This is a genomic window from Desulfonatronum thiodismutans (assembly GCF_000717475.1).
Classification (GTDB): domain Bacteria; phylum Desulfobacterota; class Desulfovibrionia; order Desulfovibrionales; family Desulfonatronaceae; genus Desulfonatronum; species Desulfonatronum thiodismutans.
The window spans coordinates 64,569-82,748 of the sequence record NZ_JPIK01000023.1 but is presented as its reverse complement, the minus strand read 5'-3'; the positions used below and the strand labels follow the sequence as shown (position 1 = coordinate 82,748).

17 protein-coding genes and 2 tRNA genes are annotated in these 18,180 nt (G+C 59.2%); 8 read left to right on the top strand and 11 right to left on the bottom strand.

Annotated features, from left to right (window positions below; all coding sequences use genetic code 11):
- The first annotated feature begins 27 nt into the window (after nucleotides 1-27).
- Both GY33_RS20095 and GY33_RS0117000 read left to right on the top strand, forming a co-directional pair.
- Nucleotides 28-510, top strand: coding sequence for a hypothetical protein (locus GY33_RS20095; RefSeq protein ID WP_152555240.1), 483 nt, complete (start codon nucleotides 28-30; stop codon nucleotides 508-510).
- A 22-nt stretch (nucleotides 511-532) separates the two neighbouring features.
- On the top strand, nucleotides 533-1,396 hold the full coding sequence (locus GY33_RS0117000; RefSeq protein ID WP_031388475.1) for an aldo/keto reductase: 864 nt from the start codon (nucleotides 533-535) through the stop codon (nucleotides 1,394-1,396).
- Nucleotides 1,397-1,408: 12 nt separating this feature from the next.
- Here GY33_RS0117000 and GY33_RS0116995 read toward each other — a convergent pair whose 3' ends face one another.
- From GY33_RS0116995 to thiM, 8 genes are all read right to left on the bottom strand, one after another.
- The gene (locus GY33_RS0116995; RefSeq protein ID WP_031388474.1) at nucleotides 1,409-1,756 is read right to left on the bottom strand and encodes a hypothetical protein; all 348 of its coding nucleotides are present in this window, start codon (nucleotides 1,754-1,756) and stop codon (nucleotides 1,409-1,411) included.
- Nucleotides 1,757-1,829: 73 nt separating this feature from the next.
- On the bottom strand, nucleotides 1,830-2,984 hold the full coding sequence (locus GY33_RS0116990; RefSeq protein WP_031388473.1) for an iron-containing alcohol dehydrogenase: 1,155 nt from the start codon (nucleotides 2,982-2,984) through the stop codon (nucleotides 1,830-1,832).
- A 407-nt stretch (nucleotides 2,985-3,391) separates the two neighbouring features.
- A tRNA-Phe gene (locus GY33_RS0116980) sits at nucleotides 3,392-3,467 on the bottom strand.
- A 90-nt stretch (nucleotides 3,468-3,557) separates the two neighbouring features.
- Nucleotides 3,558-4,634, bottom strand: coding sequence for an A/G-specific adenine glycosylase (gene mutY / locus GY33_RS0116975; RefSeq protein ID WP_031388472.1), 1,077 nt, complete (start codon nucleotides 4,632-4,634; stop codon nucleotides 3,558-3,560).
- Nucleotides 4,627-6,957, bottom strand: coding sequence for a ribonuclease R (gene rnr / locus GY33_RS0116970; RefSeq protein ID WP_051822780.1), 2,331 nt, complete (start codon nucleotides 6,955-6,957; stop codon nucleotides 4,627-4,629). The genes mutY and rnr overlap by 8 nt, the downstream gene beginning before the upstream one ends.
- Nucleotides 6,927-7,415 (bottom strand): ribonuclease toxin HepT-like protein, encoded by a 489-nt coding sequence (locus tag GY33_RS20090; RefSeq protein WP_152555239.1) that lies wholly within the window; start codon nucleotides 7,413-7,415, stop codon nucleotides 6,927-6,929. The genes rnr and GY33_RS20090 overlap by 31 nt, the downstream gene beginning before the upstream one ends.
- Before the next feature lie 47 nt (nucleotides 7,416-7,462).
- Entirely contained in the window at nucleotides 7,463-7,945 is a 483-nt protein-coding gene (locus tag GY33_RS20085; protein ID WP_051822778.1) for a nucleotidyltransferase family protein, read from the bottom strand.
- A 7-nt stretch (nucleotides 7,946-7,952) separates the two neighbouring features.
- Nucleotides 7,953-8,768 (bottom strand): hydroxyethylthiazole kinase, encoded by an 816-nt coding sequence (thiM, locus tag GY33_RS0116955; protein ID WP_031388468.1) that lies wholly within the window; start codon nucleotides 8,766-8,768, stop codon nucleotides 7,953-7,955.
- Nucleotides 8,769-9,111: 343 nt separating this feature from the next.
- Here thiM and uvrC point away from each other — a divergent pair, with 343 nt between their 5' ends.
- Nucleotides 9,112-11,076 (top strand): excinuclease ABC subunit UvrC, encoded by a 1,965-nt coding sequence (uvrC, locus tag GY33_RS0116945; protein ID WP_084185302.1) that lies wholly within the window; start codon nucleotides 9,112-9,114, stop codon nucleotides 11,074-11,076.
- A gap of 16 nt (nucleotides 11,077-11,092) precedes the next feature.
- Here uvrC and GY33_RS0116940 read toward each other — a convergent pair whose 3' ends face one another.
- From GY33_RS0116940 to GY33_RS0116930, 3 genes are read right to left on the bottom strand one after another with little or no spacing between them, the layout of a single operon-like run.
- Complete coding sequence (locus GY33_RS0116940) at nucleotides 11,093-11,827, bottom strand: metal-dependent hydrolase (protein WP_031388466.1); 735 nt, start codon at nucleotides 11,825-11,827, stop codon at nucleotides 11,093-11,095.
- 11 nt (nucleotides 11,828-11,838) lie between these two features.
- Nucleotides 11,839-12,450: a UbiX family flavin prenyltransferase gene (locus GY33_RS0116935; RefSeq protein ID WP_051822777.1), complete on the bottom strand. Its 612-nt coding sequence runs from the start codon at nucleotides 12,448-12,450 to the stop codon at nucleotides 11,839-11,841.
- A gap of 6 nt (nucleotides 12,451-12,456) precedes the next feature.
- Nucleotides 12,457-13,866 carry a UbiD family decarboxylase gene (locus GY33_RS0116930; protein ID WP_152555238.1) on the bottom strand — a complete coding sequence of 470 codons (1,410 nt, stop codon included), beginning with the start codon at nucleotides 13,864-13,866 and terminating at the stop codon, nucleotides 12,457-12,459.
- A gap of 98 nt (nucleotides 13,867-13,964) precedes the next feature.
- On the opposite strand from GY33_RS0116930, the gene GY33_RS0116925 reads away from it, so the two are divergent.
- The 5 genes from GY33_RS0116925 to GY33_RS0116905 all read left to right on the top strand — a co-directional run bounded on the left by GY33_RS0116925 (nucleotide 13,965) and on the right by GY33_RS0116905 (nucleotide 18,094).
- Nucleotides 13,965-14,041 (top strand) — tRNA-Arg (locus GY33_RS0116925).
- A 328-nt stretch (nucleotides 14,042-14,369) separates the two neighbouring features.
- A complete protein-coding gene (locus GY33_RS0116920) occupies nucleotides 14,370-16,205 on the top strand; it encodes a hypothetical protein (RefSeq protein ID WP_031388463.1) in 1,836 nt (611 codons plus the stop codon).
- 29 nt (nucleotides 16,206-16,234) lie between these two features.
- A complete protein-coding gene (locus GY33_RS0116915) occupies nucleotides 16,235-16,720 on the top strand; it encodes a hypothetical protein (RefSeq protein ID WP_031388462.1) in 486 nt (161 codons plus the stop codon).
- Nucleotides 16,721-16,769: 49 nt separating this feature from the next.
- Nucleotides 16,770-17,369, top strand: a complete 600-nt coding sequence (locus tag GY33_RS0116910; protein ID WP_031388461.1) for a CsgG/HfaB family protein — start codon at nucleotides 16,770-16,772, stop codon at nucleotides 17,367-17,369.
- A 14-nt stretch (nucleotides 17,370-17,383) separates the two neighbouring features.
- Complete coding sequence (locus GY33_RS0116905; protein ID WP_161788499.1) at nucleotides 17,384-18,094, top strand: hypothetical protein; 711 nt, start codon at nucleotides 17,384-17,386, stop codon at nucleotides 18,092-18,094.
- The last annotated feature ends 86 nt before the right edge of the window (nucleotides 18,095-18,180 follow it).

Here is an 18,180-nt window from a genome sequence, read left to right as displayed (position 1 = left end):
CCCAACACCATTATAGTCCATGCTTTCATGATGGTTACGCTCAAAGACCAGCTATCCCGTAAAAAGCTCTGGGCCATCCTCGGCATCACTCGCAAGAAGTACGACACGATCAAGCCATGGAAGAAGGCAGGGGTGTCAAAGGAAAAATATGCGGAGATGCTCAATCTCATGCCCCATGAAGCAATGCAGATATTGAAGGACGAAGCGGACGCGGAAAGGTTGGTGGAGAGCATCTTTGGATCGCATCGCCTGGAACTCTACGACAGCTTCGATGACACCCAGCGCCGGGAACTGTACGAGAAGTGTCGGCAACTGGCCACGTTCCCCAAGATCATCCTGTCAGTCTTCACCGGTTCGACGTTGACGGGCCAGCTTGGGGTGATCGAGAAATACGATATGGATATTGAGGTCTGTACTCCGGCCTATGTCAGGCTTTCCTCTGCGTGGTCAAAGGAACGGATAGTTGAGGGAAGTTTGGAGAAGGCTGTCCAGCGTAAGGCAATGGAATAACAACCAGCAAGGAGGCAAGGTCATGACGATTTCCGAGACAATAACCATCCCCCAGGTTCCTTTTGGTTCAATCGGCGTTTCGGTGACTCGGGTCGGCCTGGGCGGTGAAGGGGTGCTCAGAACCCATGGTCGCGAAGAAGAGGCCCGCAGTGTCATTGAAAAAGCCTTGGATCTTGGAATCGGCTACTACGACACGGCACCGGCGTATTCCGGTAGCGAAAACTATCTTGGATCTGTCTGGAAAAGCGGGTACTTCGATAGAAACTCCATCTTCCAGACCTCCAAGTCAGCCAGCCGCGATTATGACGGTGCCATGCGGGACTTGCGCGAGACTCTGTCCAAGCTGGGTACGGACCATCTGGACTTGTGGCAGATTCATGATGTCCGGACCATGGGGGATTTCGCGGAGATCAGTGGCCCAGGCGGTGCGCTGCAAGCATTTATCGAAGCCAAGGAATCAGGGCTGGTGCGGCATATCGGCGTAACCGGGCATCACGATCCGGAAGTGTTGACCAAGTGCGTTGAGGAATGGCCACTGGATAGCGTTCTGCTTCCGGTGAACCCGGTGGAAGGCATATTGGGCGGGTTTCTGACCAAGACGCTTCCAGCAGCCAAAAGCAAAGGCATGGCCGTGATTGCCATGAAAGTGCTGGGCGGCGGTCACTACCTGGTTCCGGAACAGAACCTGACAGCCCCAATATATCTACGCTACGCCCTGTCCCAGCCCGTGGACGTGGTTATCGTCGGTTGCTCAACTCCGGCTGAAGTGGAAGAATTGGCCCTGGCTGCGCATTCGTTTGTCCCCATGAGCCGGGAAGATCAGCAGGCATTGCTGGAAGGTTTCCGGCCCCATGCTCGAAGCCTGGCTTTTTACCGGGGCCGGTGAGGTCAGTATCGCTCAAAAGGTGATGATTTCAAAGCCCTGATCTCGGTAACCGGCCATGCTGGGATGACCGGACATGTCATCCAGGAGAGCCAGGCCTTGCTCTTTGGCAGCTTCCAGGGTTCCCAGCTTGGTGGAGCAGGCTTTGCAAACCCCTTCACTGAGACCGGCAGCCAGGTTCTTTTGCCACAAACCGTTCAAGGGATTGTCAGTTTTTACCAACTCGGGAATCAGCTTAACCGCGGCTCCCTCGATGACCACCTTCGGCGCATACCCCTTGGCCTGCATATCCAAGGCATTCAACAGGACATGGATGAAACACATCGGATCTCCGTTGAAAACGAACAGGGCAATTTTCTTCATGTTATTCTCCTCATTATAGGTTAAATCCGGAACTCACCAAACAAAACAGGCCGTGAGATAATTGAGATACCGGTCAAATGGACCTTCTCAAAATCTCCGCCAATGTCTTATCATCCAAAGCGACGGGGTTGCCCTTCATACTGCTTGCCTTGCGGGCCTTCTCAACGATCAGGGGAATGTTCCTGGAAGATATTCCCAGCTTGCCCAAGGTAGGCACTTGAAGCGTTTCGCAGGTTTGGCGAATCCATTGCAATGCTTGCCACGCGTCAGCGTTCGGCGTTCCCGTCAATAATGCCCCGATGTGCGCAAAGCGTCTGGATGCTGGGCCATCTCCGGTGGCTTTGATGTTCGCCTCAAATACGGCTGGCAGCAGCGCCGCACAGACAATTCCATGGGGAGCCTCAAACAGGCCGCCGATGGGGGCAGCGAAGCCATGCACAGCGCCTAAACCGGCATTCGCGATGACCAAGCCGGACAACAGGCTGGCCAATGACATCTTTTCGCGGGCTTCGCGATCCGTTCCGTTTGACCATGCCCGAAGCAGCGAACTTGCCGCTGCTCTGATGCCGGTTTCGCACAGCGCGTCGGTAATGGGATTGGCATTGCGGGTGGTATAGGCTTCGATCAACTGCGTCAGAGCGTCCAGGCCCGTGGATGCGGTCACTTCCGGAGGCATGGAAATCGTCAAGGCGGGATCAACAAGAGCAAGTTTCGGAAGCATCAAAGGACTGCGCAGGCTGACCTTAACCTGATGCGTTGAGGACTTGATCACCGCGTTTCTGGTCACTTCAGCCCCTGTTCCGGCTGTTGTCGGGACGGCGATATTCGGGAGTGGGGGCCGCAACAGCGGTTGAGCCTTGCCGATCACTTCGAGATAGTCAAAAATATCACCTTGGTTTGCCAGCAGTGCGGCAATGGCCTTTCCCGCATCAACGGCTCCGCCCCCTCCAAAGCCGATGACAAGATCGCAATCATGCGATCGGCCTGCTTCTACCCCGGACAGTACAGCATCGACCGTAGGTTCACCGCCTTGAATCGGGTAGAAATGCCAGTCAATGTCCTGGCGGGGATGGCAATATTCCATTGCTCTTTGAGGATTACTCCCAGTTACAACCAATGCCCGAGAGCCCATGGCCGCGGCCAAAGACGGCAACTCCCGGCACGCGCCTTCCCGGAAAAAGATACGGGCCGCTGTCGTAAACTCAAAGGAGAGGAACGATTCTATCATAATATTTCCATCCGTTTTCGTCAGGTATCCGGTGTTGTCCCATTCCCAAGGCCAGGCTTAGCGACCACCTTCTCAAAATATCGCCCGCCTCGCATCGCGAGGGCTAACTCATGTTCAGCCCAGAACGCAACGCATCGATATGGGAGATCACTGATACCCTCAGCCATCCGCAGGCCAAGACCGGCGATATACATATGGATTGTGGTTCCTGTCGATTTTTCACGCCCAACTCAGCAAGGATGGGAGAAAAGCAGGGATAGACGTAGCAGTGTCCCTCGATGGTGGGAAAGAGGGTGGAAATGGCTCTTGCCATTCCTGCAACCAGAAAAGGTGGGAAAAGAGTGGGAAAGAAACTCGGGAGCAACAAAAAAAGGGTTACAGCATTTGCTGTAACCCTTTGATTTTTTTGGTGCCGAGGGACAGAATTGAACTGCCGACACGGGGATTTTCAGTCCCCTGCTCTACCGACTGAGCTACCTCGGCGTCGAAAGATTGAGCTTCTATCCAAAACTTCAGACCTTGGCAAGTGTTTTTGGATGCGTTTTTCATTCCCTCTCCAGGATGGCCAGGGTGTCATGAGAAGGTCTGGTCGATGAGTTTGCGGTGGCCGGCGGGGAAGGCGAAGAGGTTGAGTTCATCAGGGCGGACCCAGCGGTATTCCTGGGCCGCGGTGAGGATGGGCGGGGGCTTGGGGTGGTCGTCTTCCAGACGGCAGCGGTAGCAGTGCAGGGCCACGCGGTATTTGGTGTAGCCGTGGCGGATCACGGCGAGCTTGCGCGGGTCGTTCACCACGAAGCCGGTTTCTTCCATGTATTCGCGGATCAGAGTCTGCTCCGGGGTTTCCGCGCCTTCGATGGTCCCGCCGGGGAACTCCCACAACCCTGCCCAGACTCCGGTGGCCGGTCGCTTCTGGATGTAGATCAGCCCCTGGGCCATGAGCACGCCGGTGGCTACGTCGATGGGGATATAGGTTACGGCTTTGGCCGGGACTGGGCGTTCCAGGACGATGTCCAGGCGGCGGGCCTCGCAAACGTCGTGCAGGGGGCAGGAAGAGCAGCGGGGGCGGCGGGGAAGGCAGATCAGGGCGCCCAGTTCCATAAGGGCCTGGCTGAAGTGTCGGGCTTGTCCCGGCGGCGTCAGGGCCAGGGTCTGCTCGGCGATGAACGTGGCCGTGGCCCGTTGCCGGACCGGGACGTCCAGGTCGAATACCCGGGCCAGGACCCGGCTCACGTTGGCGTCCACCACGGCATGGGGCTGGTTGAAGGCAATGGCGCAGACCGCGGCCGCGGTGTACGGCCCCACTCCGGGCAGGGCCAGCCAGTCGGCATGGTCCCGGGGCAGGATTCCGGAGAGGTTGTCCATTACGTGCCGGGCCGCCCGGAGCAGATTTCGGGCCCGGGTATAGTACCCAAGCCCCTCCCAGGCCGTCAGGACCTTGTCCTCCTGAGCCCCGGCCAGAACGCGGACATCCGGGAACCCGGCCATCCAGCGCTGAAAATAGCCCACCACCCGATCCATCTGGGTCTGCTGGAGCATGACCTCGGAAATCCAGACCTGGTAGGGATCATACGTCCTTCGCCAGGGCAGGTCCCGGGCGTGGCCCGAAAACCAGTCCAGCAGGGGGCGGGAGAAGGTGGACTGGTCAACCACGATTGGATGGATCGGATTTTCGGCCGGTCTTCCGCCTGCCTTTTGGAGAATCTTTCGGGGCTTCTTTCGGGGTTTTCGTTTGGTCTTCCTTCTGGGCTTCCTTTCGGACACCTTTTCGGCTGGAGCCTTTGGCGGCCCGCTTGGGGGCGGTTTTCTGCGACGTCTTTTCCGACGTTTTCTCCGGCGTCTTCTCCGGCGTCAGGGTCAGATTGATCTCCAGGCGGGAGAGGCTGACGTCCTCCAGGATCACGGAAACCCGCTGCCCCATCCGGAAAGTCCGCCCGGTCCGCCGCCCCACCAGTTCGTGGCGTTCCGGAAAAAAGGCGTAATAGTCGTCGGTCAGCGAGGACAGCCGGACCATGCCGTCGGCCAGCAGGTCGGACAGCTCCACGAAAAAGCCGAAGTCGGTCAGGGAGGAGATCACTCCGGACAATTCCTCGCCCACCCGGTCCAGCAAGAACATCACCGTGACCCGCTTCAGGATCTCCCGCTCCGCGGCCATGGCCCGGCGCTCCCGGATGCTCAGCTGATCGCCCAGGGTCTTGAGTTGTTTATTGGAGATTTTCGGGCCAAGCCCGGTCAGGGCGGCTTTCAGGGCCCGGTGCAGTTCCAGATCCGCGTAGCGCCGGATGGGGGAGGTGAAATGGGCGTAGCAGGCGGAGGCCAGGCCGAAGTGGCCGAGGTTGTCCGGGCTGTATTTGGCCTGCATCTGGCTGCGCAGGAGCAGCCGGTTGACCAGGAATTCCATGTCCGTGCCCTGGGCCGCGGCCAGAATGGCCTGTAGAGTTTTGGGATCGGCGGGTTCACCTTTCTTGGGCAGGCTCACGCCCAACTCGGTCCGTTCCAGAACCTTGAACAAGGCGCGCAGCTTGTCCGGGTCCGGCTGGTCGTGCACCCGGTAGAGCATGGGCCGCTCGCGCTTGGTCAGGAATTCGGCCACGGCCTCGTTGGCCGCGATCATGAACTCCTCGATGATCTGGTGGGAAAAATGTCTGGGTCGGGATTGAATATCCGAGGCCTCGCCCTGGACGTCCAGGAGCACCGTCGGGTCCGGTAGATCGAAATCCAGGCTGCCCCGGCCATGTCGCCGCCGCTTCAAGGCCCGGGCCAGGGTCGCGGCCCGGTCCAGCATGGGCAGCAGCGGGCTCAGATCCCGGCGCACGGAATGGTCGTTTTCCTCCAGGGCCCGGTGGACCTGCTCGTAGGTCAGGCGGGCATGGCTCTGGATCACCGCGGCGTAAAAGTCGGAACGCAGGATCTTGCCGTCCGGGGAAAAGTCCATTTCCGCGACCATGGCCAGGCGGGGCTCGTCGGGGTTCAGGCTGCACAGGCCGTTGGACAGCCGCTCCGGAAACATGGGTTCCACGGATTTGGGAAAATAGTAGGAGTTGCCCCGTTCCCGAGCCTCCTCGTCCAGGGGGGTGAAGGGCGCGACGTAATGGGCCACGTCCGCGATGGCCACCCACAGGGTGAAGCCCTGGGCGATCTTTTCGACGCAGACCGCGTCGTCGAAGTCCTTGGCCGTCTCGCCGTCAATGGTCACCAGGGGGAGTTCGCGCAGATCCTTGCGGTTATTGAAGTCCTCCTCCGCCGGCTTCTCGGGGAGGGCCTCGGCCTGTTCCAGGGCGGCCTCCGGAAACCCGGCGGGCACGTGATGGTTGAATTTGACTATCTGCTCCTGAACGTCCAGGTTGATCTCCGATCCGAGTACGGACTTGATGGCCCCGGACCAGAGATGTTCCTCCAGTCGCTCGCCGATCCGGGCCAGGACGATGTCGTTCTTGCGCGGTTGCAGGTCCGGGTCGGAAGAGGTCAGGAGCAGGTGAATGCCCAGCTTGGGGTCCGTGGCCTGGGCCAGCCATTGGCCCTGTCCTCTCGCGTCCAGGATGCGCACGGCGTAGATCTCGGTCTTGCGTTCCAGCACTCGGACCACGCGGCCTTCCGGATTACGGCCGCGGTGTTTGGGCATCAGGGCCACGGCCACCTTGTCTCCGTGGCGGGCGTCGCCCAGATCCCGGGTGCTCACGAAGACGTCCTTTCCGCGGCCGCCCTCCTGCAGCACGTACCCCACCCCGGAGCGCTGGACTTCCAGCTCTCCGGTGATGATCCGCATGTTCTCGGCCAGGCCGTAGGCGTCGCGCATCCGGATGATCCGGCCTTCCCGGACCAACTGGTTCAACGTCTCGGTCAGATCGTTACTTTGCCGCTTTCCTACTCCCAGAAGCTGGGACAGTTCGGCGTAAGCCAGGGGAGTACGGGCTTTGCGAAAAGCCTGGAGCACGCTTTCCGATGTCACGGCGTCTGATTGTTTTTTTCGGGCCATGGCGGCTCCTCCTCGCTTGTCATTTGATGCAGCAGGTTCTGGAGAAAGGTCTGGAATCGCAACAGGTCCAACGGAAGTTCCCGATGCAGAAAGTGCAGCTTCTCACGTAGATACTCGATTTTAGCCATGTCATAGTTCATCTCAAAGTAATAACGCCGAAAATGGCGAAATCGCATCAATTCCTGGAGAGCATCATGGACCTCGTCTTGAATCACGGCCTCTCGCATGCCGGGAATCGCAATCCGCATCCGGTCCAGGAGATCCTTGTGCCAGCGCTGGCCGTCCAGGCTGTTCTCGAAAAATTGGGCAATGCGCCAGAAGCAGGTTTCGGCGCAGGTATAGTAGTCCGCCAGGAAGCTGGCGTGGAGCATGGCCAAGGAGCGTTGCTGAACAAGCCTTGGCGCATCCTGTTCCAGAAAAGCAAGATAGGCTTGCTCCTGCCCATGCAGTAGATTCATGGTTTTTCCGATGTACCCAAGAAGCGTCCGAAGCGCTTCCATATCTTTTATGACGGGCATGACGGAGTCTCCCAGAGCAGGCGGCCATGGGTGCGAATTTCATCGGCGTGGAGCGGCTCTATGCACTCCAATTGGACCAGGTCGACGGGAAAATCGGTTAGTTCCATGCACCTGCCCAACATTTTGAAAAAAATCTCCGGTTCCGTCACGCCTTCCACCGCCAAGTCTATGTCTGAAAACTCACGGAATGCGCCCTGTCTGGTCAGGGAGCCCCATTGATAAATCCGCTTGGGCTGGAACTCTTGAATGATCATCTGAACGAGACGTCGGGCATCCTCGCGGGCTCGGCGTTCCAGGTGCGCGTTGCGCGCCGAGGCTTCCCGGAATCGTCGGCCAATGGTCCGAGCGGCTTCGACTGGATCGACCTGGAAAGAAGTCGGCCGTAAAGCGTCTTGGTGATGCGCTTGGCAGGATGTCCGGCATTTAGCCCGGTGAGATAGTTGGTCCGTCTTCATTGGATTGCCCTTCATTCACCATTCACTCCTGGTCGATCTCCGCCCGGAGCATTTGATCATCCCCGACCAGGGCCAGAATGTCCAGGAAAGCCGGTTCAAAGCTGCCCGGTCCGGTGGATTTTTGGGCCGCCAGCTCTCCGGCCACATTGTAGAGGGCCATGGCGCCCACGGTTCCGGCCAGGGTCTCGCCTCCCGCGCCGACGAACGCGGCCACGGTGGAACTCAGGGCGCAGCCCATGCCGGTGATCTTGGTCATCAGGGGAGAGCCTCCGGACAGGCGGATGGTGCATTGCCCATCCGTGACCAGATCGCGTTCCCCGGAAACAGCCACCACGCAGTTCAGTTTGGCGGCCAGGTCCCGGGCCGTTTCGGCGATCTCCTCCACGCCATGCACGGCGTCCACGCCCCGAGCGCCTCCCTGGGCCCCGGAAACGGCCAGGATTTCGGACGGGTTGCCGCGCAGCACGGAAATGGTCACGGCATCCAGAATCCGGCATACGGTTTCGGTCCGAAAGCGGGTCGCCCCGGCCCCCACCGGGTCCAGGACCACCGGCTTGTTCAACTCATTGGCCTTCTTCCCGGCCAGGATCATGGCCTCCACCCAGGGGCCGCTCAAGGTGCCGATGTTCAGGGCCAAAGCGTTGGCCAGGGACGTCATCTCCTCCACCTCCTCCGGAGCATGGGCCATCACCGGGTAGGCACCCTGGGCCAGCAGCACGTTGGCCGTCACGCCCATGACCACGTAGTTGGTGATGTTGTGAACCAGCGGCCCGGCCCGGCGCATGGTCCGAAGCTGCTCTGCCGCGATTTCCGGCCATTGTTTTTCTGTATCTCGCATGATCGCTCCTCACCATGATTTACCTGGTTTCCGACAGCCACGGCATTTTGTTCTCGAACTGCGGGATCTCTGGATCGATATCGAAATCGAAATCGTGATCGAAATCGATTTTTAGCAACTTTCCGATTTCGATTTCGATAGCGATTTCGATGGGTGTTGCCCCTCCCCTGGGGGACACTTGAACACCCTACAATCTACCACTATGGAATTATTGTAATTCTACAGAGAACAAATATGTCCTGTTCCGACAACGGCGACCGGTTGAGCCCGGACGCCGGAGGCGCTAGACTGATCCGCTTCGCGTCCTCTCCGAACAACCCGCCCAATTATTCATTCACACGCCATGGCTGAACCAATTGCTTTGAATCCCCATCGCGAGGAACCGCGGTCGCTTTCCATCTCACGGGACCACCCCGAAGGTCCAGGGGTTTACCTGTTCAAAGACGCCAAAGGGCGGATTTTATATGTCGGCAAGGCCAAGAACCTGCGTCGCCGGTTGGCGTCGTACTTTCGGCCCGCGGCGCAACTTCCGCTCAAAACCCGGGCCATGGTCGCCAAATCGGCGGCGGTGGACACGCTGCGCACTACCACGGAAAAGGAAGCCCTGCTTCTGGAGTCCAGCCTGATCAAAAAGCATCGTCCACGGTACAACATCTGCCTGCGCGACGACAAGCAGTACGTGCTGTTCAAGCTGGACGCCCAGACCGAGTATCCGCGCCTGACCCTGACGCGCAGGGTGCTCAAGGACGGGGCCCTGTACTACGGCCCGTTCATTTCCTCCCAGGCCGCCCGCCAGACGTTGAAGGCCGTGCATCGCCTGTTCAAGCTGCGCCGCTGCAAGGACACGATGTTCCGCAACCGGGTTCGGCCCTGCCTCTACCATCACATGGGCCAGTGTCTCGGACCCTGCGTTCTGGATGTATCCAGGGAGAACTACGCGGACATGGTCCGCCGGGTGCGGATGTTTCTGGGCGGTCGATCCAAGGAACTGGGAGTAATTCTCAAGAAGCGCATGCAGGAGCACTCCGAACGATTGGAGTACGAAAAGGCCGCGGAGCTCCGCGACCTGCTCAAAGGCGTTCAGCAGACTCTGGAGCGCCAGGCGGTCGTCCTTTCCGACGAGTTGGACCGGGACGTGATCGGCCTGGTTCGCGATGCGCGGGGCGTGGGGCTGAGCATTCTGTTCATTCGCCAGGGGTGCCTTCTGGACAGCAAGAGTTTTTTCTGGCCCGCGGTGGAAGAATCCGTCGGCGATGCAGGGGCGTCGTCCGGGCTGGATGAAGACTCGAAAGCCGGTCGCCACGAGGCCGTGGCCGGACCGGAAGGGGAAGCGGACTACGGCCTGGAGGACGAGGAGGGCGGCGGCGCGTTGCTGGAAAGCTTTCTGGTCCAGTTCTACGGTCCGGAGCGGTTCATTCCGGAGCGGATCATCCTGCCAGCGCGGTTGGCGGAAACCGTGGGGAACGACTCCATTGTCCAGGTGCTGACCGAACGTCGCGGTGCGCTGGTGCGGTTGACCGCGGCCCGGGGCGAGGCCCAGCGGCGGCTGGTGGAAATGGCCGAGGCCAATGCGCTGGAAGCCATGAAGCGTCGGGAGCCGGACTTGGCCGCGCTTCTGGCCGACGCCCTGCGCCTGGCGGGCCCGGTTCGGCGCATCGAGGCCGTGGACGTTTCCCATCTGAGCGGGCAGGGCGTTCGGGTGGGCATGGTGGTCTTCGAGGACGGGCGACCGCGCACGGACGCCTACCGCATCCACGCCATGCCCGAGCTGGAAGGAACCCATGACGACTACCTGGCCCTGGCCCGTTGGGCCGAGCGGCGGATCGAGGCCGGGCCGCCGTGGCCGGACCTGCTGCTCATCGACGGAGGCCTGGGGCAGCTCGCCGCGGTGGGGAGGGTCTGTTCCGCGGCGGGGCTGGACCAAGCCTGGAACCTGGCTTCCATGGCCAAGGCCGGTCGCCGGGGCGGCGAACTTGAGGACAAGGTGTTCCGTCCGGGACGCAAGAATCCGCTCCCGCTGCGACCTGGAAGCAAGGAACTGCTCTTTTTGCAGCAGATCCGGGATGCGGCGCACCGGTTCGTGATCTCCCGGCAACGCCAGGCCCGGAAGCGCAAGGCCCTGGACACCCGCCTGGAAGCCATCCCCGGGGTGGGACCAAAGACCGCCCGGTTGCTCTGGGACCACTACCCGGACATCGCGGCCATGGCCCGGGCCTCTCTGGAAGAGCTGACGGCCCTGCCCGGCCTGGGGCCGGACAAGGCCAGGAAGGTTTATGAAGGGTTGAGGGTGGAAACGGAGGATGGTTGACCCGCCGAACGTCGCGTCACTCTTCAGCGATCCGGGCCGCGAAATCCAGATTCTGCTTGCCCATGATCAGGGTCTGGCCGGGCTTCATGGCGTTGAGCCGGACTTTAGGGGCGTGAATGCCCAACTGTTCGGCGAAGTTGTCGCAGTTCTGCTCCAGGACCGGAAACGACCCCCAGTGCATGGGCACGACTTCCTCGCATTGGAGCATGGCGCAGGCCATGGCCGCCTGTCGGGGATCCATGGTGAACACTCCGCCGATGGGCAGCAGGGCCAGGTCGATGTTGAACAGCCGCCCGTAGAGTTCCATGGTCGAGAAAATGCCCGTGTCCCCGGCGTGGTAGACGCAGGTCCCGTCTTCCAGGGTCAGGATGTAGCCCACGGCCAGGCCGGTTTCCGAGGAGTGCTGGGCCTGGACCATGGTTGCCTGGAGGGTGTGGAAGCGGACCGTGCCGCCGATGTTCATGCCGATGCCGTTGACCACCTGGTCGTCGGGCAGGCCGAGGCCCTTCAGTCGGGCTACGGTTTCCACGACGCCCAGCAGATGCGCTCCGGTCCGCCGGCAGATTTCCACGGCCTGACCGACATGGTCCCCGTGGTCGTGGGTGATCAGCACCAGGTCCACCTTGTCCAAGGCTTCGTGGGAGGTTCCCGAGGACGGGTTGCCCTCGAACCAAGGGTCGATCAGCACGCTCAAGCTGGGCGTGACGATTTGAAAAGCCGCGTGTCCATGCCAGATCAATCGATGTTCCATGTCGTTCCTCCTCATTGGCGTGTCTCGGTTGGTGACGGCTCCAGACCGGGGGCGTCCTCTCCCCAGCGTCGCGTCGCGTCGTGATCCACGTCCAGCGCGTCCAGTATCCGACCGCAGAGTTGTTCCGTCAGATCCTGGATGGTCTGGGGGCGGTGATAGAATCCCGGACTGGCCGGCAGCACCACGGCTCCGGCCCTGGTCGCGGCGAGCATGTTTTCCAGGTGAATGCTGTTCAGCGGCGTTTCCCGGGTGACCAGAATCAGCCGACGCCGCTCCTTGAGCGTGACGTCCGCGGATCGGTGGATCAGATTGTTGCCCAACCCCCGGGCAATGGCCGCCAGGCTGGCCATGGAGCAGGGGCAGACCACCATGCCCTGGTGTTGCCAGGACCCGCTGGCCGGCGGAGCGGCCAGATCGTCCTGGGAATAGGCGCGAAACGCCGTGTTCAAGAGTTCCTCGCGGGGCGTGCCCATTTCCTGGTTCCAAACCAGCCAGCCGGCTTTGGATACGATCAGGTGCAGTTCGCGGCGGTCGCGCAGCATACCGGCCAGGGTCCGGGCATAGGGCATGCCGCTGGCTCCGGTGACGGCCAGGACGATGCGGTTTCGAGAGGATGGGGGCATAAGGGGCTACCTTTTTTGCAGGGTTTGCCAGAGTCGCCGGACGGTTTCGGTGAAGTGCGGGTCAGGATGGCCGGGCATGGGACGGGCCGGGGGCTTGGCCCGAGCGTCCAGGAGCAGTTTTCCGCCCCGCCCCGGCGTTGTGGACGGATGCCACGGAGCCAGTGGACCCTGGATGCGAACCATGTCCCGATCCGGGTCCAGGCAGTTGCCCAATCGCCAAAGGATTTGAGAGGCGTCGGCCTGGTCCACGGCTTCGTCCACGGCCACCAGAAAGCGAAACCGGCGCAGTTCGCGTTCCTCGCACAAGCAGCGCAGCAACTCCAACGCATCATGTGGTGCATCATGCTGATTCGAGTTCAGGACGACGAACAGGAAATTCTGGTAGATGCCTTCCATGGGCAGGGCGATGTCCCTGATTTCCGGATGCGCGGCCCGGAGCCGGGCCCGGAGCATCGCTTCCTGGGCCTTGGCCATCCAGGTGCTTTCCGAAGGCGGAGGACCGGCGACGACGCAGGGCAGGACCGGGGCCGAGGCTTGGGTGATGGCGCGCAGCCGAAAGATCGGACAAGGGCGCGGGGTGCTCAGCAGTCCGGTATGGTTGCCGAAAGGGCCTTCCAAGGTCCGTTCTCCGGGCAGCGCGTTTCCCTCCAGAATAAGCTGGCTTGTGGCCGGAACCAACAGGTCCACCGTGCGGCAACGGGCCAGGGGCAGCCGGGTGTTCGTTACGCGGGCCGCGAATTCCAATTCGTCCAGCTCCCGGGGCAAGGACAGCCCGGCGGCCAGGAGCACGGAGGGTGGCACGCCCAGGGCCACGGCGACTTCCAGCGGCCGGTTCATCTCTTGGGCCGCGTGAAAATGCTCCGCTGCGTCGCTGCCCGGATGCCAGCCCAGAGTCGCCCTGGTATTGTCCAATATTTGAAGACGATAGATTCCCGCGTTGCGTCTTCCGGTCCGGGGGTGCCTTGTCACGACCACCCCGGCGGTCAGACAGGGTCCGGCGTCACCGGGCCAGAGCGTGATGCGCGGCAGGTGCTCAAAGCAGGCTTCAGATCCGGCAAGGGAATGCTCTTGGCAGGGCGGTTCATCGACGATCTCCATGGCTTCGTCGAGATCAGAACTGTCGGAGGAGGCAGGAGCGGGATCTGGATTTTGCCGCAAAAGATTGAAAGCCGTGTTCCCGAATTCTCGTAGGGAGGCGTGGTTCAGGGCCAGGGCTATGCGGTCTTCAGAGGCCAGGGCGTTGGTCAGGATGGGATGCTTCGAGTCGCGGGCATTCCTGAAAAGCAGAGCCGACCCCTGCTCACGCACGGCCAAAGCGGAGAGGGCGGCTATCTCCAAGTGAGGGGCCACTGGCGCATCGACGACCATCAACGCATCGCGCCGGGCAAGTTCCTCCAGAAAACAGGGCAAGTCCATGGGGCGGAGTGTAGGCGATCCCCAGAAAAAAACCAATCGCGGCCAAATTCGATTTCCTTGACAATCGTCCAACCGTAAAGGTAAGTATTCCCTCTTTCGGGCAATTAGCTCAGTTGGATAGAGCGTTGGCCTCCGGAGCCAAAGGCCGCAGGTTCGAATCCTGCATTGCCCACCAAGAAAATCAAAGGCTTACGATGAAAATCGTAAGCTTTTTTTTTGGTGCGCCCGGCAGGGCGTACTCACTTGGAGGTGCAAGAGAGAGGACGGGGGACGCGAGTCTCCCTTCTACACGATCTCATAATATCAACCCACCGCAGAACCATGCATTTTCGAGGATTTCCAGCTTTCTATTTTTCTTGACCTTGTCATTTGTGCGATGCTAGTTCTCATTCAAAAGATTTAATCAGAAAAAGTGCGAATAAATGGAATCCTGTCACGGCGTCTCTCGAAACGATCATGTTTCGAAATTGCATGAGGAACTTACGAAATTACGGAGGCTTACAATGAAGCGGCTGCCTTTGATCTTGGTTTCCCTGCTTGTAATTTTCGCGGTGGGTTGTGTTACGTCCCCTCACTTGCAAAAAGGCGATGAGTACTATGCTGGACAGGATTATGTTCAAGCATTGCGTTATTATGAGTTGGCACTGACGGAAGTGCGTGACGGAGCCGCTCGAAGGGATCTGGAAGCCAAGATCAAGGAGACGCGGGATCATCTCGTCAGGATGAGCTTGGCCAAAGCCGATTCCCTGGTGCGAGCGGCTCAACCGGACAAGTTGGGTGCGGTGAAACAGGCTATCGCCGAACTGGAGCAAGCTCGCTCTTGGGACAACGATCAACGAGAGCTTGAAGGAAAAATTTCTCAGTATCGGAGAAATATTGACGCTCTGGAAGCCGAGAAGGTTGAATTACGTGATCTCGCTCTCCAACAGGTCGCGGCCTTTGAATTTCCCAGGGCGTTCGAGACGACCCAAAAGGCCGTCGCCATTGATGCCGGGGATGAGGAACTGCGAGACATTGCCGGAAGGATCGTCAGACTCCAGGAACTCAACAACGTCGTGATCAACGCCGTGAACAACAACCAGATCGATCAGGCCATGGCCTCGTTCGAGGAGATGCGTCAAACCTCGCCCATTGCCTTGGCTTTCGCGAATTATCCGCTTCGCACCAGCATCGTCGAACAAGTGCGCCGCCGCCTGACCCAAATGGAACTGGAGAACAGATGGTACGGCGCATTTTTGATGCTCAACTCCTTGAATCTCGATGAATTCGCCGCGGAATTGCAGCGAGTCCGTTCCGCCGGGGCTCAATACTATTACCAGCGCTCCTCGGTGGTCATTCTGGATAACGGCGACTATCATCACGCCTATATCCTGGCTCTGTTGGCCAGCAAATTGGACGAGAACGATATTCGGATTTTTCGACGGTTGCAGGAAACCCAGGACCAGGTCAGCAGGAGTATTCAGAGCTATATTGCCGTGTCCACGTTTGATCCTCCATCCAATGATCCGGACGCGGGGAGGCAATTTTCCGACTCCCTGATCAGCTACCTGTATTCCGTCCTTCCTTATGGAATCAACATCCTGGAGCGGGATAGAATAGATTTCGTGCTGCAAGAGCAACGTTCAGACAATTTTACGGCAGGACAATTGTTGGGCGTGGATTTAATGGTAACGGGCGGGGTTTCCCTGTTCCGCGTGGACACCAACATCGACAAGCGTAACGCCACGGCAAACGTCAAGGTGGGCGAAGAGATGGGTCCGAATCCGGAATACCAGCAGATGGTGAATACTTACGGGACAAACACACAGACATGGCCGCATGTTCCACCGATGATGATTTCCCGGGACCGTATGCAGATGATGAGTTACACAAGAGGCACGGCGGAAACCCGAGGATTTGCCAAGGTCAGTGTTCGGATTTTTGATACGGACAAGGGTGCGATATCCTTTGTCAAGGATTTTGACGCCAACCTCGGGTTTGAAACGGAGTTTCAGGATGAACTCAAGGAGGCGGGCATCGAGTACAAGCCGATGCGGCTGCCTTCGGAAACCGAAGTCAAGGAGCAGATGCGCCGGGAGATCGTGGCCCAGGTGGCCGAGGTGGTTCAGGCCTCTTTTGAAGCCCGTGAACATCGCTTTTTGAATCAAGCTCAGTTCTTCATGGACCGTCGTGAACCGCAAATGGCGATCCGACCGATAGCTCAGGGATACTACTACTGCATTCGGGACGGCATCCCCGAGGATAATCCGGCTTTTGTCCAGATTCGTCGGATGTTGCCGGAATTGGCCGAGAGCTATTTCAGCGTTTCCCCGAAGTTTTCCTTGGAAACGACGAACTAACCTCGTTGTCGTTGAGTCGGAGAGATTCCATGCGCCAATTTGTTTTTGCTTTCATCGCTGTTGGCTTTGTCCTGCTTGCGGGCTGTAAAGGACCGTACGCGCCACTTGCTCACAAGCCCGGCAGTGAACCGATGCAGCATTCCCAGCGTATCGTTATTCTGGACCGGAACGTGCGTAATGCGTTGTTGTACGTCAATTCCACCCAGCAACGTACACCCGGAGGCCATATTGTGGTCCGGGCCAATTTCCAGAATCGGTTTCCTAACGACGACATTTGGGCCGATGTCAGGGTGGATTTTTTGGACGAAAACAACATGGTGGTGGACCAGACGGAGTGGATTACCACGCATTTCCCCGCCTGGCAGGTGACCATGGTCCAAGGCTCGAGCATCAACCCCAGGCCGGTGAAGCACACCATGCTTTTGCGCAATTTACGCACTCGGGATGGCAACATTCGGGGCACGTTCGGAACCGTATTTGAAATGCCCTGGTTCCCCGCCGTGGTTCCCAATTGACGAGGCCCATCACGGGCGTAAATATCCTGATGGCCTTGAGGAGGCGACCATGAGGTTGTATGTCCGGTGTCTATTAACGACTTTTTGCATTTTCGGAGTGCTGGGGTGCGCCAAAGTCCAGGAGGTCCCGCAACGAGACGTCCACTATGCTGAAATTCCTTATTCCGGGCAGGTTTCCAGCGATACGGTCAAGGCCTTGGATCAGCAATATCCGGATGGGTTCTGGGAAGACCAAGAATTGGACGCTATGAACCAAGTGGTCATGGCTGTTCGGATTTTTTCAACCAGCCCGAACCGCCCGGACCTTGGACGGGCCGTGAGCGACATGGTCGCCTCCGCCTTGGTCAATACGGGGCGGGTGACGGTGGTTGAACGCGAGGAGCTCGACGCCTTGATCAGTGAGCTCGAACTGTCGCAGTCCGGATTGACGGAAACGCCCATGGGGTATGAAACAGGACTTATGGACACGGTGGACTACATTGTCATGGGCAGTGTCCATCAAGTCGGCAACAAGCAGCGGGTGGAAGCGAGATTGTTGGAGGTGCTTTCGAGCCGGATCGTTACATCCCAGGAATTGACCGTGGACCAGATCAGTGTGGCGACCGCCAACGCTTTGGCCGGCTTGCTACTTGGAAACATGCCGCAATGAAATCGGAGACGGAGATGATTAGAAAGGTGTTTTTTTCCATGACTGCCGTCGTGGTGCTTTGTTTCGTCACGGGATGCGCGGTGTCCACCCCGCCTTCTACTGCAACATCCCGGAGAGCGCCCACGGAGAGCCTTCCCGGAGCCATCCTGGATCAAATCCAGGTGGAGGATCTCCGGGCGACCGCGGATACCATGGCCAGGGATCTCGTGCTCCAGGAATTTCTCTATACTCGCGGGAATATTCCCGTGGTGGCCATTCGTCCGATTGAGAATAAAACCGATTTGGCCATTGATCCAGAAATTTTTCAACAAACCATGCGCGTCAGGCTGATGGAAAATTCCATGGGCCGGATTTTGTTCCGGGATGATGTCAGCCACCTTTACACTGTTGAGGAGCGGATGCGGCAGTCCGGTCGGGTTCAGATTTCCTCCACCACAACCCGGACCCGAACCACTGCGCCGACGCAGGTCGGCCAGCCGATTCGGGTCACGGACCAAAGCCAACAAGAAACCACCATGACGGAATCCGGAAATGTCTCGCAGCGAGTGGCGGACGTGGATTACTTTCTGACCGGCCTGATCTACTCCACCACGGAAGTGGCGGCCCGAGGGGCGGAGCAGGGCATGCGGTATTTTCAGTTTCAGTTCCGCATGACGGACGCGCGGACGAATATCATCATGTGGGAAAAAGAGTATCTGGTGAAGCGCGAAGCGCGATTCAATTAGTCTTGTCTTGAACTCACTGAATAGATTATGAGAACACAACCTTTTCGATGCCTTTGGATTCTGCTGTTCATAATCCTGGTCGCCCT